The sequence below is a fragment of the Leptothoe sp. ISB3NOV94-8A genome (genome assembly GCF_043421595.1).
Classification (GTDB): Bacteria; Cyanobacteriota; Cyanobacteriia; order Phormidesmidales; family Phormidesmidaceae; genus Leptothoe; species Leptothoe turfae.
On record NZ_JAXSQW010000001.1, the window covers coordinates 2,044,319 to 2,061,967 of the forward strand.

General features: G+C 45.1%; 10 protein-coding genes. 5 read left to right on the forward strand and 5 right to left on the reverse strand.

The window, feature by feature from the left end; translation table 11 throughout:
- Nucleotides 1-115: 115 nt before the first annotated feature.
- The 4 genes from SPB21_RS08990 to SPB21_RS09005 are packed head-to-tail and all read right to left on the reverse strand — an operon-like array spanning nt 116 to nt 4,437.
- Nucleotides 116-922, reverse strand: coding sequence for an ABC transporter ATP-binding protein (locus SPB21_RS08990; protein ID WP_163664987.1), 807 nt, complete (start codon nt 920-922; stop codon nt 116-118).
- Nucleotides 919-1,980: a FecCD family ABC transporter permease gene (locus tag SPB21_RS08995; protein WP_163664986.1), complete on the reverse strand. Its 1,062-nt coding sequence runs from the start codon at nt 1,978-1,980 to the stop codon at nt 919-921. Before SPB21_RS08995 ends, SPB21_RS08990 begins: the two co-directional genes overlap by 4 nt.
- 4 nt (nt 1,981-1,984) lie before the next feature.
- On the reverse strand, nt 1,985-3,010 hold the full coding sequence (locus tag SPB21_RS09000) for a FecCD family ABC transporter permease (RefSeq protein ID WP_163664984.1): 1,026 nt from the start codon (nt 3,008-3,010) through the stop codon (nt 1,985-1,987).
- A 5-nt stretch (nt 3,011-3,015) separates the two neighbouring features.
- Complete coding sequence (locus SPB21_RS09005) at nt 3,016-4,437, reverse strand: energy transducer TonB (RefSeq protein ID WP_499866354.1); 1,422 nt, start codon at nt 4,435-4,437, stop codon at nt 3,016-3,018.
- Between the two features lie 445 nt (nt 4,438-4,882).
- Here SPB21_RS09005 and SPB21_RS09010 point away from each other — a divergent pair, with 445 nt between their 5' ends.
- A complete protein-coding gene (locus SPB21_RS09010) occupies nt 4,883-5,533 on the forward strand; it encodes a MotA/TolQ/ExbB proton channel family protein (protein WP_163664980.1) in 651 nt (216 codons plus the stop codon).
- Complete coding sequence (locus tag SPB21_RS09015) at nt 5,520-5,954, forward strand: ExbD/TolR family protein (protein WP_499866355.1); 435 nt, start codon at nt 5,520-5,522, stop codon at nt 5,952-5,954. The genes SPB21_RS09010 and SPB21_RS09015 overlap by 14 nt, the downstream gene beginning before the upstream one ends.
- Nucleotides 5,955-6,093: 139 nt before the next feature.
- On the opposite strand, the gene SPB21_RS09020 is transcribed toward SPB21_RS09015, so the two are convergent.
- Nucleotides 6,094-9,792, reverse strand: a complete 3,699-nt coding sequence (locus SPB21_RS09020) for an NACHT domain-containing protein (protein WP_163664976.1) — start codon at nt 9,790-9,792, stop codon at nt 6,094-6,096.
- 1,031 nt (nt 9,793-10,823) lie between these two features.
- Here SPB21_RS09020 and SPB21_RS09025 point away from each other — a divergent pair.
- The 3 genes from SPB21_RS09025 (at nt 10,824) to gntF (ending at nt 17,622) form a co-directional block, all read left to right on the forward strand.
- The gene (locus SPB21_RS09025) at nt 10,824-11,309 is read left to right on the forward strand and encodes a GNAT family N-acetyltransferase (RefSeq protein ID WP_499866356.1); all 486 of its coding nucleotides are present in this window, start codon (nt 10,824-10,826) and stop codon (nt 11,307-11,309) included.
- Nucleotides 11,310-12,450: 1,141 nt separating this feature from the next.
- Nucleotides 12,451-16,797, forward strand: a complete 4,347-nt coding sequence (locus SPB21_RS09030; protein WP_499866357.1) for an amino acid adenylation domain-containing protein — start codon at nt 12,451-12,453, stop codon at nt 16,795-16,797.
- Between the two features lie 54 nt (nt 16,798-16,851).
- Nucleotides 16,852-17,622 (forward strand): guanitoxin biosynthesis pre-guanitoxin forming N-methyltransferase GntF, encoded by a 771-nt coding sequence (gene gntF, locus SPB21_RS09035; RefSeq protein WP_499058712.1) that lies wholly within the window; start codon nt 16,852-16,854, stop codon nt 17,620-17,622.
- The last annotated feature ends 27 nt before the right edge of the window (nt 17,623-17,649 follow it).

The window sequence follows — 17,649 nt, forward strand, 5'->3', positions numbered from 1 at the left end:
ATTTGTACTGTGGCAACCTGCTTTACATAACTTATATGGGATTAGCAAGCCGATTACCTTAATGGTGTGCAGGCATGACAAGCCCATAGGGCAATCCCTGAGTAACAGAGCAACATTAGTATTGTGAGACCGAGACCTTACGTCCAATGGGAATACACAGAGGTGTGCCCGCTACCGGATCGCTGACAATTTGACAATCGAGACCAAACACATCTCTCACCAATGTTTCGGTCATCACCTGGTGAGGCTTTCCTTGGGCACATACCTGGCCAGCTTTGATGGCGATGATGTGATCGCCATAGCGACAGGCCTGATTGAGTTCATGCAACACCATAACAATGGTGCGCCCCTCTCGCTGGTTGAGGTCATAGAGCAAATCCAACACCTCAATCTGATGGGCTAAGTCGAGAAAGGTGGTGGGTTCATCCAACAGTAAAATCTGGGTGTTTTGCGCTAAGGTCATGGCAATCCAGGCACGCTGGCGCTGTCCTCCAGAAAGACTGTCCACGGGTCTTTCTGCAAATTCTTGGAGTTCTGTCATTGCCAAGGCGGCTTCGACTTCTTTTTCATCGTCTTGGCTCCACTGCTGTAGCCAGCTCTGGTAGGGGTAGCGCCCCTGGGCTACAAGCTCTCGCACCGTCAATCCTTCCGGCGCAGTAGGCCCCTGGGGCAATAGTCCTAACTGTTTTGCTACATCTTTAGTAGGCAGTTTGAAAATGGAAGTGCTATCTAGATAGACAATACCCTGCTGTGGTTTGAGCAGTCGCCCCAACCCTTTAAGTAACGTGGATTTGCCACAGCCATTGGGTCCCACGAGAACCGTAATTTTGCTTGAGGGAATGGCCAGATCCAGCCCCTCAATAATGGGGTTGCCATCATAGGCCAGGGTCAGTTTACGGGTGGTGAGAGCGGGATCTGTCATTTGCGATCGCGAATCAATAAATACAGAAAATAAGGCGCACCAATCACAGCGGTGATGATGCCACAGGGTAATTCAATGGGAGCAAATAACAGCCGACCCATCAGGTCAGCCACCACCACCACCATTCCCCCGGTCAGCGCTGCCGTTGGCAACAGTCCCTCATGGGAAGGCCCCACCAGCTGACGAGCGATGTGGGGAGCCATCAAACCAATAAAACCAATGCTCCCTGCCGTGGCCACCGCCGCCCCAGCCAAGGCTACCGAACTCAGCAACAACCAGCCACGCTGCCATTCCAACCGGCTGCCCAGACCACGAGCTACATCATCCCCCATTTGTAGAGCATTCAGCTCTCGGCTCAGCACCAGCGACAACAAGCCAAAAACAATTAGCCAGGGCGTAAAGGCAAACACCTGGGCCCAGCTGCGACCGTAAACACTGCCTGCCAACCACACCAGCGCCTGACTAACATCGTAAATATTACCAAAGGTAACCATGAGATTCGTTAAGGCACCCGCCACTAAGCTAAAGCCCACACCCACTAAAATTAGCCTGACTGGAGAAGCCCCTCCATTCCAGGCCAGCAGGTATATTAAGACAGCGACTGCGAGGGCCCCCATAAAAGCAGCCAGGGGGAGTACGGCTATCGGTACCCAAGGGAAAACAACAATTAGACTGACCGCAGCCAGAGTGGCCCCGGCATTCACACCGATAATGCCAGGGGCGGCCAGGGGATTCCGGGTAATCCCCTGGGTTAGGGTACCTGCCATGCCTAGGGCCATACCCACCCCCCAGGCCACTAAGGTTCTTGGCAAACGCAGTGTATTGACAATAAACCCGTAGTCTGGGTTATCCGTTGGTAAACCCAACACCGTGCGGATCACATCTAGCGGGGGCACTGGATATTCGCCTTGACCGACGCTCCATACCATGGCCAACAGAGTCACTAGCATCAGACCCAACAAAATTTTGGGGACTCGCCGATCCAGGCGTGCAGACACAAACCCTGTGCGTAGTATTAGCCACTGTAGATGGTCTTGGGACTGCCTTGTTTTTTGCATAATGCTATCGCCTCACCCGAGAACGCGTGAGATAAATGAAGAACGGTGCTCCTAGTAGCGGCATAACAATACCCACCGGTAATTCTTGGGGCTGAATAATGAGTCGAGCGCCAATGTCAGCCAACAGCAACAAAATTGCCCCACATAGAGCTGAATAAGGAAGAATCCAACGGTAGTCGGCCCCTGCCCAGAATCGCACAATGTGAGGAACAATCAGGCCTAGAAAACCAATGGGACCTGCGATCGCGACCGAACCTCCGGCTAATAAAACAACACTAATGGCGGCAAACACCTTGACCCAGATAGTCTTTTGACCTAACCCTTTAGCAACAGCATCCCCCAGACTTAAGGTGGTCAACTGTTTGCCCATGGCTAAACCTAAAACCAGCCCTAACAGCAAGAAAGGCATCACCTGGAGCACGAGTTCCATATCTCGCCCAGCCACAGACCCAGCTAACCAAAAGCGAATCTCTTCTAAGGTCCGCTGGCTAAGGATCAAAATCCCCGTCGTTAACGATGAGACCAAAGCCGTCAGGGCAGCTCCAGCAATCGTTAGATTAAGAGGATTCAGTCCCCCTCGCCCTAGGGACCCCAAACCATAAACCGTAACGGCTGCAATAGCTGCCCCAACTAATGCAAACCCAGCATAGACACTCAGCGATGTGGAGTTAAACCAAAAGACTGAAACAACCACGGCTAAAGCCGCACCAGAGTTGATCCCTAAAATACCAGGATCAGCCAAGGGATTCCGCGTCAGTCCCTGCATGATGGCTCCAGATACTGCTACAGCGGCCCCAACCAACAAGGCCGTTATGGAGCGGGGTAATCGTACGGTACGAATAATTAAGTGTTCTGTAGAACCATTGGGAGAGACTAATGCCTGATAAACATCCATGGGTGCAATGTCAGCAACGCCTAAAGCGATACTGGCAATCAAGCATGTCAACAACAGCGAAATTCCAATAACATATCCCGCTGTGAGTAGGGTTGTTCGTGAGGGAATGAACAATTGATTTTTAACTCTCTCCATGTGTACTAGCTTTCCGGTACTGGTGCACTAGTAGGCGGTGGATCTGCCGCCGGTTGTGGCCTGGGCTGTGCCGCCGGTTGTGGACTCGGCTGTAGTGCTGGTTGTGGACTCGGTTGTGGGGCCGCCGGTTGAGCACTCGGCTGTGCCGCCGGTTGTGGACTTGGCTGTGGGGCCGCCGGTTGAGCACTCGGCTGTGGGGCGGGAGACGTTGGGGTGCTTGTTTCGGGCACCGAAGATGCTGGCGTAGTCGGTTGGGGATTGCTGGGTGCTGGCGTTGCTGGTGTTGTCGATGGCTGTGGTGTTGCAGGAACAACTGGTTCAGCTGTTTCTGGGCTAGCATTGCTGGCAGGGACAGGCGTATCGGGAGACTCTAATGCCGCATCTGTCTCCTGCTCTGAAGACGATTCATCTTCATCTGTTTCATCTGTTTCATTAGAAACTGGTGCCGGACCAGCTGGCTGACTATTGTTATCAGTTTCATCGCTGGCATTTAATGGCGGCGTTGCATTTGATGGATTTTCTGCTTCAGGAACAGGCGTTTCTGGCTGAGATGTTACAGGTGAAGGGTCAGCTACAGGAGCAGATTCCTCCACTGTCTGTCGTTCACCTCGTCTCCGCGCAGCACGATTACGTTCAGAACCTTCAATGGAAAAGTCCACCTCAATTGTACGAGCACGCCCTTGACCACCTGAGGTAAATGTTGATTCTCTGACGGCTTCCAAGGCTGCTCGATCTAAAGCTGCACTACCGCTAGATTGAGTAACACGGGCATTAATAACGTTGCCGTCCTCATCCACCTCAAATTCGATTGCTGGTTGTCCTTCGACTGCATCGTCTAAGGCTTCGTCAGGATAGTCGGGTCGGATACAATTGCGACAGCCAAATTGAGTACTCCCTCGCCCCGAGGGGCGCGCAGCAGGCCCCCGTCGTGCTGCTGTTGTTGTTTCAGAACCTGTTCCTGTGCCCTCTGAACCTGTTCCTGTGCCCTCTGAACCTGTTCCTGTGCCCTCTGAACCTGTTCCCCCGGTGGCAAGAGTAGGCACGGCAATGCTGGGCCCAGAAGTTCCGTCCACCCTAGTCGGCCCATTGCCTTCGAGTATGGGTTGCTGAACGCTTGGACCTTCGGCAGGCTCGTTTTCGGCAGGAGCGCTATCGGGCTCTTCTGCCACCTCGGCCTCCGGCTCCGGCTCTTCGGTAACTTCAGGTTCTGCCTCAGCCTCAGGTTCTGTGGCAACTTCACGCTCTGTTGGCTGCTGGACGTTCTGAGGTAGAGGTTTGGGTGGCTCTGGTTCCGGAAGCGGTTCTTCTGGCTCTGGCTCTATCTCAGTTTCAGGTTCAAGTGGAGCTGTGACTATCAGCTCAATGCGCTCCGGTTCACTCTGCTGGAGAAAACTTGGCCTAAGAGCTAACAAAGGGACCAGTGCCATATGACTTCCAGCAGCACACACTAACCCCCAGCAAACCCATCTGCGCGCAATAGCTTCTTCCCGATTATGTTGCTCTATACAAGATTGAGAAAGCGCCATACAAAAGCTATTGATAACCTTTGTCAATTAAGACTCGGTGTGGACTGTTTGATTTTAGCTCTATTGATAAAAAAAGGAAAATAAGTCAGTCAGTTTAATTACGATTGACTCCATCTAATTTCTATCTAAGTCTTAACGGTTCCAAGCCTTACAATCAAATCTATTCGGTCTTGTCAGGGAAATGTCCTTGGTACGTTTAGATTTCATCTATGTATATTAGAATGAACTGCTATATGACATCTAATGTCATCAACAGTTGATACGCCCTACCAGTTTGTGTCATGGTAGCTTTCTGTGGACGGCAGCAACGATGATTTTTGAGATTTAGGCGTGATTGGGTTTTGTTATGTCTTTGACTGAGATTTTTCAAGCAGGTGGAATTGTGATGTGGCCACTTGCGTTGTTCTCGTTAATCGCGATCGCACTTTCCGTTGAGCGCTTAGTTTTTTGGATACGTATTAATCGCAGCCAACGAAAAGTCGTAAAACAAGTTTTGGCAACCTACCGTCGCACGCCCATGGATGTGTTTACACTCTTGCGACAAAATATTCACTTACCCATCTCTCGTATTTTTCTTGAAGCGCTAGAGCTTGAGAAGCCTTCTCCTAGCCAGTTTCGTTTGGCACTGGAAAGTGCTACCCAAGCAGAATTACCCATTCTGAAGCGATTTAATACTGTTTTTCAGACAATTATCACAGTCTCACCACTGTTAGGTCTTCTAGGAACCATTTTAGGCCTCATTAATTCGTTTGGCGCGATTGAAATTGGTGGTATTGGGACCAATGCGAATGCGGTCACTAGTGGCATTAGCGAAGCATTGGTATCAACAGCAACGGGAATGGTCGTTGCCATCTTCACATTACTGTTCGCTAATTTATTTCGTGGTCTTTACAAACGACAGATTTCGCTTTTGCAAGAACATGGTGGTCAGCTTGAATTACTGTACGAAAATCACTACACCAACAAGTTAGGAAGCCAAGAATATGCACATCCTTGACAACGAACAAGAAGACGAGTTTGAGATTAATATCCTGCCGATGATCGATGTGATTTTTGCAATTCTTGCATTTTTCATCGTTTCGACGCTTTTTCTAACTCGCACAGAAGGACTACCCGTCAATTTACCTACAACCGATACGTCTGAGCCACAGGATCCGGCTGACTTCACGGTCACAATTCAGCCAGATGGTAGCCTTTTTCTTGATGATGCATCTGTTACAGAAGAGATTCTGCGTGAGCGAATTCAGGTTCAGCTTGAACCTGAACAAGCGGTGTTGATTACTATCAAAGCAGATGAACAGACTTATCATGGCAAGGTGATTACAGTCATGGATGAATTAAGAACCATAGAAGGAGCCAGTTTAGGTATTGCTACTTTACCTAAGCCGGCTTCTCCTAATGCAGTTGAAAATCGCTAGTACTTTGTGGCGTAAGTTTGCCCACTATCCAATGTGGATGCGTCGATGGGTAAATGGGTGGATGCAGTAGTGGCCAAATTGCTGCCATCGAGATCTTGTTCTCTTATGTAGAAAGACTGTCGTCAGAGGTCGTCTTTAATTAAGCACTTTTAGATTTCCTTAGCATCTGGAACCACTGATGTAATAACAATAGCTGAATCCGATAACAATCATATCCGTCTGGATGTTCCGTCTGCTCCACAATGCCAAAATTTTGTAGGACATGCACCGCATCCAAACATTGGATCTCTGAAAGATTTAATTTCTTAGATAGAAATCCTAACAGTGTCCTTGCCCGCAGCCAACCATCCGTACTATTAGATGCCGTTGTCATGATACTCAGAGCATTCAACACATGATGCACCTTAGGTTTTGACTTATACGCCCTAAGCTCACCAATAATGCCATGTTCTACATAGGCTTTCAACGACTGATCGCGAAAGACTTTTCTCAGATGTTGTTGAGCAAAGTCAAACGTTATATACCCTGTCGAACCTGCCTCAGTCTGAGTGGTGGCCTTTCGAACTAAGAATCCAGCGACCTTTCTAATCAAAAAGGGATGGCCACCACTCAGACGGTGAATAGCCTGGGTCGTTTGATAGTCAAACTCCCACTGCATAAGGCCGCCAAGACCATTAACTAAAGCCAGGGTCTCATGGATCGAAAATGGCTTTAGAAACGTCTCTTTAAAAAACCGATGCAGTGGATTCTCGGCGGTGTCAGAAAAGTTCCACTGCTTAATCCGATTACACTGTGGCCTTACAGCAGTGACGACTAAAGAGACCAGCTGTTCTTTCTGGCTCAACCCCTGTAATGCGCTGAATACAAAATTAAACTCTTCTGCTTTCTCCTCAAATTTTTCGTTGGAACGTGGGAAAATCTTATCTAAATTGTCGAGGCAGCAAAGGATCGGTAGCTCATAGCCAACGCCTTCAAGATCCTTAGATAATTTCTTGAAATGCTGGTAAAAATCACGCGATACGTCTTTGATGGGTTGACCACTTTCTGAGAAAAGAGGGGGCTGCTCTAGCAATGGATTTCTATTTTTTACTAAAGCATAGAGGGTTTGCAAAATATCATCTAGTAACTCAACGCCATAACCAATGTCGGTGTACTTCTGCAAGTCTATATAAATAACAGCGTGATCCTGGCACATCAGAGATAGCTGATGGAGGACAGATGACTTTCCTGACTTACGCAGGCCAAATAAACCGATGTTTTGATTGTCCTTTAAATCGGTCGCTAGTTCTTCCAGGAGTTCAGCGTGCCCAAAAAACAGTAGTTTGTCATGAATCGGCTTTTTGCCCCTGAAGAAGTCAACCGTATCAGTATATTGACGAGCATAGTTTATCAGTACTTCTTTGCAGCTATCGGCATCAGTTAAGACATGTTCGACTTCCGCCAAAGCAATGGGAATCACCTTAAAGTTTTGATGGGCTCTCAAATCGGCAATTAGCTTTCTCGGTGCGTTCTCAGGTAGCGCCTCATACAGGATGATCCCAGTTAAATCTGCGTTATGGGCTTTGATCTCATCAGATTTATGGCATAATTTGTTGAGGATATCTTCCGTCAGATATTCTGCTACTGCGGCCACAAAAAATGGTGGGTTTAAGCCAAACTCGTCTGAAATCTTGGTGACTAAGAGATTCTCATCATTTTCCTGTTTTGATATTGCGCCCACTTGGTCTAAAAAGCTTTGAGCTGTCAACATGGCTGTTCGATACCCCCCTGTGGTGAGGGAGAGAATTTGTTCCTGAACAGAGTCCCACAGCTCGGGTGATATACGTTTTGCTTCCTGTCTGCACTTCAACATCAACAGTGTTACGTATAAGCAATCTTGACAGGCCTTGGCTTCCTGGCGAGTCAGCATCAACCAGGCTTCATCGATCTTTAAAATTCCTAGACATACTTGCTTAAGCTCATCTAGAAACTTTTTATGAATATGGCTTGGAAACTGGGTGCCTGGTATATTGAGACTCAATCGGTTGAGCTGTTCGAACAGTGATAAAAAGTCAGAACCTGAGAAAATTTCGTTGTTCTTTAGATCTTCATCGAGGGAAGAACGCTGCCCATGGTTCTTCAAGTAGCGCATGCTGCGAACACTGGCTCGCTTGCGGATTGTGTTAGCTAAGGGTCTCGCTAACTGAACAGCTTTTTTAAGTTCGCTTTGAGCGCGTTTTCTTGCTGTTGTTTCGCTGAGTTTTCCCGTTTTTTTAACCTGTAAAACAACACTCTGGAATGCATTGATGAGATGGGTTGTCAGGGTTAAATCACTTGATGCTCTCAGATTATAGATAAAGGGTTGTAGTAATGCTTGGACGATTTCCAACTCTCCTTTGAGTTTGGAACTTTGGGCTAAAATTCGACTGTAATGGAATGCTCGGTAGAGGGCATTAGCACGTTTTTCGATCAGCTTCTCAGGTGTAGGTTCATCCGCTGTTACTTGGGCAGCCCACATCCATAGCGAGCTAAGCTGTTCTGTATTGATATAACCTTGGGCTACCTGGTTGAGGTAGAGCAGCAGGTTAATAACGTTACTTTCGTCGTACTTGAGACCAGCAATCAGTAGAAAAACTTCTTCCCAACGCTTATCATTGGCGTATAGCCGTACCATCTCTGAAAGAGCTTGGTTGCTGTAGTTTTCGTGGATGTACTTGGCAACTAAAAATTCTTGAAAGGTAAGGTGTGAAAATGAATAGATGCCCTCAGACTGCTCGACCAGGATGCCTTGCTGAATTGCGATCGCATCTAATATATTCTCTCCACTCAGGTTACTGGGCGCATTCAATTCTCTGAGCAAAAATTCCCGAATATGCTCGACTAGATTGACTTTAGTGAATAGAATTTTGTCATCTCTAAAAGCCTTGTAGGCAATTTCTGCCAACAGTTTCTCCTCAAGCTCTACATGCAGACCTTCATAAATGACTTCGTTGGAGACCCGCTTTTCATCAAACCATTTCTCTAACAGAATGCGCAGGCCCTCATGGTAAAGGATGCTTCTGTTACCCGAAAATGTTAAAGAACGGCTATAAACCAGACATAAAAATGTCAGCAGCAGCGGCGTACGGGCAAGCTCTCTAACCGCAACATTATCTGATTTCCGAATGGACTTCCAACACTTCTCCGCTGCTTCAGAACCATCTTCCCGATCGACAGTGAACCAGTTAAAAATAAAATTTTTAATCTGATCTTGACCATTACCCGCCAAGGTTATCTCTCGAAAACTTGGCGACGGACTACGATAAGCAGCTGCTCGACAAGAAATAACGTAGCGATTTTTCTTATAGCGTTCTACAAAGGCCTCAATTTTATCAAGGACTTTATAACGACGCTTTGATGAGACTTCATCTAGACCATCAAATAAGATTAAAAAACGTCCTTTCTTTAAGGCATTTTCAGTAATTTCTAAGCTGCTTGGAAAGTCAAATGATTCTAATTCATTGGCAATATAGGCTTGAAACCCGACCGCTCCCTCAGTAAATTTTTTTAAATCAATCCAAAGGGGTATACAGGCATGATGAAACTCAGTTTCATTCGCATGTTTGAGGGCTTCTAAACCAATTTTCCGAAGCAGCGTCGTTTTACCAACACCGGGTGCACCAATCACTGATAAATACTGAAGCTCGTTGGCAACATGTATGGCTGTTTTCTGCCGTTTTGAACTGGAACGTAGCTTGCGCTCGTTGCGATCTCGACAAGCCTTTTCCATGTCATCAATTGACATAGATTTATTAATTTCGCTTTCTTCCAAAAAACGTACAGGAACGTAAACCGAGTCGAGGCTTACGGGCTTGCTCATGCCCAGAACCTTAAGCTTGCCATGACGTTGTCTAAATCTGTGCACATATGCCTGAGAGGCAGTCAAAATAGCTTGCCTCGTCTGTGGATTAGGACGCTTTTTGAGCAGGCCGAAGAAAAATCCTCTCCTGGTTCCCAATGCGTCAATAATTAGGCTAGATAACGATTGGGCCTCTTCAGACATGATAGGACGATCATTCCTTTTTAAGAACTCATTGTGATGATTTTTACATGGGACTATGCTGTGAGTCTACCTTGATCCACTCTGAACGTGATCTAGTCATTTTAGCGTATCTATTCATGTTAAGAAATTCCAACTAGCTAGGTGTTCAGAATCCAGACGATCAGTAAGGCACTGGATTTTTGAACCCAATGCCTAATTTATACAGTTGAGAAAACTTTGTACTTTGATTCTATTACCCTTTATATAGGGATTAGTTTATGGCTAAAGGTGTTTACAGTTTTGCTTTCTGAAGCTTCAGGACCCCTTGGCGATCGGTACCCATCATGGGTACAGCCTTCTGTACATCAACCTTGCTTGGCTAAGAAACCCATGGTGCTCTTTAAACCCATGTTCACGCCCAATGACTCTGCTCTGTTCCCCATAAAGCTAGATACGCAAAGATCTTTAAAGTGCCAATAATCCTCTGAGCTTCAGCTTATCCCTGAGTAATCATGGGATTAGGGGACTGTACAAAAATAAAGGCCCAGGGTGGGGCTGTAGAGGGGTGGATGAGTGGATGGGGCAATGGAATGCTATTTAAGCGTAAGTGCCTTCAAACAATCTAGACGTGGCAGATGAAACAATACTGAAGAGCGGCAACGCCCAAAATAACTTAAAAATTGTTATATCCATACTCCACTTCAATAGAGAGCTATCTAGATAGATAAAGCACGCGTACGGAATATTCACTGTAAATCGCAAATACTATACCCATATATCTAATGCTAAGGTTAACGCTCTGTCAGAAGAAGTTTAAGATAGCTTCAGAAGCTGATTAAGCTTATGACAACAATTAGGTGCAATCAGTAATGAATATTCGCCTTGCTAATGAAACAGATCTATTGGAGCTGTCAGCTCTGTTTCGACAGACAGTGTTAGTACATGCCCCCCAATACTACACAAAGGCTCAAACGGAAGTGTGGGCATCTTCCCCTTTAGATGTTGAACATTTTCGTCAATTTATTCTAGAAGTTACCACGTTTGTTGCGATTGATAAAACAGGTATCCTAGGATTTTCAGGCATTGGAGACAATGGTCATGTGGCATCAGCCTATGTTCGATACGACAGTCTTCATCAGGGTATTGGTTCTAAATTAATGAAAACTGTACTGAACTATGCCCATGAACATCGCATACCAAGACTTTACGCGGAAGCCAGTGAGTTTAGCTTAGGGCTATTTAAGAAATTTGGTTTTCAACTGTATGACACTGAAGTGGTTTCTCTGCAGGGTGTAGAGTTCGAACGTTATCTGGTTGAGTTATTCCTACTAGAACTTAAAATTGATCACCGTTAATGTAATGGCATTAACAATCTACCTTGCTCAAAAGATAACACGATCCTCTTGACGTATGTTTTCTAAAAACAGAACAGAAAAAATTGTTTAACAGATACCCTGCCAGATTATACGACATTAACGTGGGGATACATAAGCCTATTAGTATAAAAATAGCGTTAAGTACATTTTATTCAGTACAAAAACCTAAAAATCAAAAAATATTTTCCTCTCACTCGCCCAATATAGCACCAATAAATGGTTCAGAAAGCCTTTTAGCGCTATGGGCATTGTCTTTAGCAAAAGAGAAGCTGTAATGTAAACAGAGGAAATACGGAATGAGAACAAAGAAAAACCTTTTTCTTTGTTCTCATGACCATACTCCGATGTTCTGGAGTACATATCGTGAAAAAGCTGTAGAGTACGACAGGTTAATTTGTAGGGGGAAATCTCAGTATTCACACCTAAGGACCTATGGCACAGCCCTTGGGACTTAAGGTTTCTTTAATATTTTAATTGGATATAAATTTGTGGCAATGGAGCTATTGTATTCTTTGATACTACACAAAGCGTGGAATACGGTTTTTATCAAGGTAGGATAAGGCGTAAAACAAGATCGGAGAGAGAAGCCCCGTTTTGGTTTTTCGACTGAATTGTCCTTTGTCTCAGATGATTGATGATTGGCGATTTTAATCCAGTCGACCCATCAATGCAGAATATTACTGTATTGAAAATTAGCGCATGTCAACGTTTGATTTGAGATAATACGTTCACTAATTGCCAAGTCTATGGATGTCAAAAAGTCTTTTTTGAGAGTCATGGGAAGTATGAAGCCTATCCATTTAGAGGGATTCACTGTTCTGTTTGCTCGATAAAATGTTCACTCTTTAGAATTATCATTCCCCAAGGTCTTTAGGGATTTTGGGCGCTTCGGCAATGACTTTGTTGTCGGGATAGGCAAGGCCATTGATCACCGGTATCGGCCTGGTGGTGGTCAATAATAGTCCTATATCATACCTTTCACAGTCCCTGTTAGATAAGGGCTTGGTTTTTAGTGTCACTATCTAGACCAACGTGGGTGTCTAGTGATACAGCAGCCCTAGAGTCGATTTAGGAACCAAAGTTGTCAGGCCTGTTGTCAGTGTTTGGGGGAATCAAGTAAATGGTTTTTGTAGATCTTAGGAATCGCTCACTGGAGGGTTCTGTTGAGAGCCTAAAATTTGTTGTTCGGTTATTTGAAACCCAGGTCAATATCAGACCTACCGCGACGGCAATTGAATTTATGGGTCAGCATTTGAGTTATCAAGCCTTAAACTCCCGTGCTAACCAACTTGCTCATTACTTGCGTACACAAGGTGTCAGACCTGGTGTATTGGTGGGGCTATGCATTGATCGCTCTTTTGAGATGGTCATAGGGGTCTTCGCTATTCTAAAAGCAGGTGGGGCCTACGTTCCCTTAGATCCTACCTATCCCGAAGAGCGTCTTAATTGGATATTGAAAGACTCTCAAGTTTCATGTTTACTGACGCAAAAATCTTTAGTCTCAGCACTTCCAGTTAATGGTGCAAACACTATTTGTTTAGATGCAGATTGGCCTATTATTGCCCAGTATCCTGTTTATAACCTCCCATCTTTGACAGCAGGCTCATTAGCCTATGTCATCTACACATCTGGTTCCACCGGGCAACCCAAGGGGGTTCTAGTTGAGCACGTTGCCTTAGCAAATTTTGTCTCTGCGGCCAATCAAGCCTATGGAATTGTCGCTGACGATCGCGTATTGCAATTTGCATCGATTAGTTTTGATGCGGCTATCGAGGAAATTTTCCTGACCCTGACCCAAGGGGCAACATTAGTCCTTCGCACCAAAGATATGCTGAAATCCATTCCGGATTTTCTGCAAGCCTGCGAGAGATTGCAGCTAACTGTGTTAGATTTGCCAACTGCTTTTTGGCATCAGCTGTGTGCCTCATTAGATACTCTACACCTATCGCCAACTATTAGACTCACCATTATTGGAGGAGAGCGAGTGCTGCCCCAATGGGTCAATATCTGGAAACAGTATGTGAGCCCTCAGGTTCAGCTAGTGAATACCTATGGTCCAACAGAAACGACAGTGGTTGCAACGTATTGCCATTTAGCTGGGCCCTATACAGATAAGGATGTAAATGATGGTATTGCTCCCATTGGCAGGCCATTAAGCCATGTCCAAGCGTATATTCTCGATGAGCAGATGAGACCTGTTCATGCAGAGAGTTCGGGGGAGTTATATATCGGTGGACGAGGTCTAGCATCAGGTTATTTAAATCGCCCTGATTTGACAGCGGATAAGTTTTTAGTGACAACGTTAGACGAAAATAATCAAACGATTCGACTTTATAAAACAGGTGACTTAGCTCGTTATTGTAAAGACGGACAGTTAGAATTTTTAGGGCGTGTCGATCATCAGATTAAAATTCGAGGTTTTCGGGTCGAGTTACAAGAGATTGAATCTATCCTAGAGCAGCACCCTGCTGTGCAAGAAGCTGTTGTTGTCGCTCAAGAAGATAATTCCGGCAGTAAGCGGCTAGTTGCCTATGTGGTCAATCATATACCGTCTTCAACGGTGGGCCAGTTGATTGACGATAGCGTCAGCGCTGACGAGTCAATTTGCACCCAACTTGAGCAAGAACAAATCAAACAGTGGCAAGTTATCCATAACGATGACCACTTAAATGCTGTCAACACAGAATGGGATGAAACATTCAATATCAGCGGTTGGATTAGCAGTTACACAGGTGCACTACTCCCTGATATTGAAATGCAAGAATGGGTTGATACAACCGTTGAACGAATTCTAAACCTTAAGCCTGACCATGTGTTAGAACTTGGATGTGGTACAGGACTCTTGCTATTTCAAGTGGCACCCCATTGCAAGGGCTACATTGGCACAGATATTTCAGATGTTTCGCTGGCACATATCAAAAAACAATTGACAGGCAGACAAGATCTAGCATCACGCGTTGATCTTAAACTTTGTGCTGCAGATGACTTTAGCAGTATAGAACCGGCTTCCTATGACACAGTGATTCTCAACTCTGTTTTACAATACTTTCCCAGTATTGATTATTTAGTCCACGTTCTAGAACAGGCTGTACGTTTCATTAAACCGGGTGGCTCTTTATTCATTGGCGATGTTAGAAACTACCTCCTACAAGAGGCATTCGCCACGTCTATAGAATTATTTAAAGCCCCTGATGATCTGCCTGTAACAGATCTCTGGCAACGTATTCAAAAAAGACTACGTCAGGAAGAAGAACTCACCATCGATCCGTCCTTTTTCTTAACCCTGCAAGATTATCTGCCTCAAATTAGCCAGGTTCAAGTTTTACTGAAACAAAGCCAGTTTCATAACGAACTTAGCCAATTTCGGTATGACGTTGTCTTACACGTCGGTGCAACACCCCAATTAATGGTTGAAACCAGTTGGTCAGACTGGACATCTCAATACCTTGATCTTGCAAAACTCCGACAACGCTTAAAAAGCTATACCATGAAAGCCATAGGTTTCCGAGATATTCCTAATGCCAGGGTTTCAGAATCTATCAAAGCGGTGGATGTCCTTAAACAATGTCAGCTCTCTGGCAACGTTGCGGACCTAAAAGGCTATCTGACACAAACCAAAGATATTGATGGCGTAGATCCTGAAGAGCTTAGACAAATTGCCACTGAGCTATCCTATGACGTTACCATTAGCTGGCCCAGTGCAGAAAATAGTGGTTCTTTTAACGCCCTCTTTAAACCCCAGGCGAATATGGCTGACTATAAATTAGGTAGCATTGAGCCTTTGCCAGCAATGGGTCCGCAACCACTGCCCCAGCCTTGGAACGTCTATGCTAATAATCCGTTGCAAGCCAAGATAACTCAAATCCTTTCGAGTCAGCTACGCTCCTATGCTGCACAAACATTACCCAACTATATGGTACCTTCCGCGTTTGTGATATTAGAGACATTTCCTCTCAATGCGAACGGCAAAATTGATCGAAAATCATTACCATTGCCTGATTCTTCTCGGCCAGAACTATCGGTGTCTTTTGTTGCCCCTCAAACCATTCAAGAAGAAAAGCTAGCAGAGATTTGGTCAAGCATTCTAAATGTATCCCCCATTGGCATTAATGATAGTTTCTTTGAACTGGGGGGTGACTCGTTACGGTTGATGCAGCTGATGGCACAAGTTGAACGCTCCTTTAAACTAACGCTTTCCTTTGCCGATTTCTTCCAACGACCCACTATCTCAGATCTATGCAAACAGCTGGGCCACACACAAAAATCTTCTACCGTTACTGAGTTCATGCCCCTAGCTCAGCTGGAGGCTGAAGCATTGTTTGAGGTCAACTTATATTCTTCAGGAGGTCCTTGGTCAAAACCTGAATCAAATTGGATCAATCCCCAGTCGATTTTACTCACAGGTGCGACAGGATTTATTGGTACGTCGTTATTGTATGAGCTACTAAAACAGACAGATGCAACTGTTTACTGTTTGGTGCGCGCACAAACACGTGAAGAAGGTCAAAAAAGGTTACATCAGGCGTTGCAACAAAATTTACCAGGCTTCGATATTCCCTATAACAGAATCAAACCTCTGATTGGTAATATGGCCCGTCCTGGATTGGGATTAGACCTTGAAGACGTTAACTATTTGGCTGAGACTATAGATGTTATCTACCATAGCGCTGCCAATGTTAACTTGTTTTATCCTTATCGAGCATTAAGGGCAACCAATATACTTGGGACCCAATCTGTCTTGAACCTCGCTACTCATACTAAGCTCAAACCAGTGCACTATATCTCGACTTTAGATGTCTTTGAGTCTTTGGTAACAACAGGACCATCGATTATTTATGAGAATGATAATATTGCCCAAGGTTCTGGTATTTCGGGAGGCTATGCTCAAAGTAAATGGGTGGCAGAGCAACTCGTTACGCATGCCATAGCATCGGGGGTTCCGGCTTGTATCTATCGCCCAGGCATGGTAACTGGGCACACCCAAACAGGAATATGTAATCCAACAGATTTAATGTGTCGCTTTTTGAGTAGTCTTCTTCAGCTTGAAAGTGCACCGGATTTAGATTGGATGATTGATATGACACCGGTTGATTATGTGAGTAAAGCAATCGCTCATCTATCCCTGCAACCGGACTCTTTCACCCAAGCTTTCCACTTAGTGAACCCCAACCCCTATCCATTAGGCCAGCTGGTCTATGGGCTGAACCAATTGGGCTATTCTGTTAGAACATCCCCCTATGAACAGTGGCAACGTGAAGTAATTAATGTGCATAATGCCCTTAGCCCCCTAGCTAAAGTCTTAATGGAGGTGGTACAAGGACATTCTCTTACTCGCCTAGAAATCTGGTTAGCAGGCACCCAAATGTTTGATTGTCGAAATACCCTACAGGGGCTAAATCAAACCCAAATTGCTTGTCCAGCAGTTGATAAGCAGATGTTAATGCAATATTTAGAAAACATTAGTTAATGTTTTCTGCTCAAACTAAACACGACTATTCATTAGTAAATTTGGAGAGAACCAATGCAAGCTGTTGAAACGAAGTACACAGATTATTCTGCCTGGGATCCGAAACAGTATTTGCAAGAATACTATTCTGGAATTATGCCTGACGAACAATACTGTTTGGAGTTTTTGGTAGAGTCTTTAAAGCGAATCGAGTCTGTCCCAGTTGCATTAGATTTTGGCAGTGGACCTATTATTTCCCATATTTTACCTTTGGTAACTAAGGCCCACGAGATTCATGTTTCTGAATATGTTGAGTCCAATTTAATTGAACTAAAGAAATGGTTTTCTGGAGATCCAACAGCCTACGATTGGCAGCTTTTCACTCAAAAGGTATTACAGCTTGAAGGCCATCAATTGCCTGAACCTCTAGAGGTTCAGCAAAGAGAGCTAGACGCACGTCAAAAAGTCACCCTAATTACCCCGGGTGATGTCAGAGAACCTAATCCTTTAGGGGAAAGCAAACGCACGTTTTATCCATTGGTGACAGCCCATTATTGTGCAGAAGGTATTAGCCTCAATAAAGACGAGTGGCGTACCTATATGCGTAATATTATGGGCATGGTGCAACCTGGTGGCACATTGATCACCTCAGCCTGTGGTTCTGGTAACTATTATCGAGTTGGTGACAACTGTTTCCCATCTACGGAACTGAATCCCCAAGATGTACTGAGCTGTTTTTTAGACAATGGGTTTGTCAATCTTGACATTCGTGTTAGAGATTTACCCGAATATTCAGAACAGGGATTTTTCTATACCATCTTTGCTTGTGGTGTTAAATCTTCTTAAATCTGAGTTTTAACAAAAACAAACCTG

Excerpts from the sequence above, each read along its gene's own strand:
- SPB21_RS09010 (WP_163664980.1), top strand. The coding sequence starts at position 4,883 with ATGTCTTTGACTGAGATTTTTCAAGCAGGTGGAATTGTGATGTGGCCA.
- SPB21_RS09030 (WP_499866357.1), top strand. The coding sequence starts at position 12,451 with ATGGTTTTTGTAGATCTTAGGAATCGCTCACTGGAGGGTTCTGTTGAG.
- SPB21_RS08995 (WP_163664986.1), bottom strand. The coding sequence starts at position 1,980 with ATGCAAAAAACAAGGCAGTCCCAAGACCATCTACAGTGGCTAATACTA.
- SPB21_RS09015 (WP_499866355.1), top strand. The coding sequence starts at position 5,520 with ATGCACATCCTTGACAACGAACAAGAAGACGAGTTTGAGATTAATATC.
- SPB21_RS09020 (WP_163664976.1), bottom strand. The coding sequence starts at position 9,792 with ATGAGCAAGCCCGTAAGCCTCGACTCGGTTTACGTTCCTGTACGTTTT.
- SPB21_RS08990 (WP_163664987.1), bottom strand. The coding sequence starts at position 922 with ATGACAGATCCCGCTCTCACCACCCGTAAACTGACCCTGGCCTATGAT.
- gntF (WP_499058712.1), top strand. The coding sequence starts at position 16,852 with ATGCAAGCTGTTGAAACGAAGTACACAGATTATTCTGCCTGGGATCCG.
- SPB21_RS09000 (WP_163664984.1), bottom strand. The coding sequence starts at position 3,010 with ATGGAGAGAGTTAAAAATCAATTGTTCATTCCCTCACGAACAACCCTA.
- SPB21_RS09005 (WP_499866354.1), bottom strand. The coding sequence starts at position 4,437 with ATGGCACTGGTCCCTTTGTTAGCTCTTAGGCCAAGTTTTCTCCAGCAG.
- SPB21_RS09025 (WP_499866356.1), top strand. The coding sequence starts at position 10,824 with ATGAATATTCGCCTTGCTAATGAAACAGATCTATTGGAGCTGTCAGCT.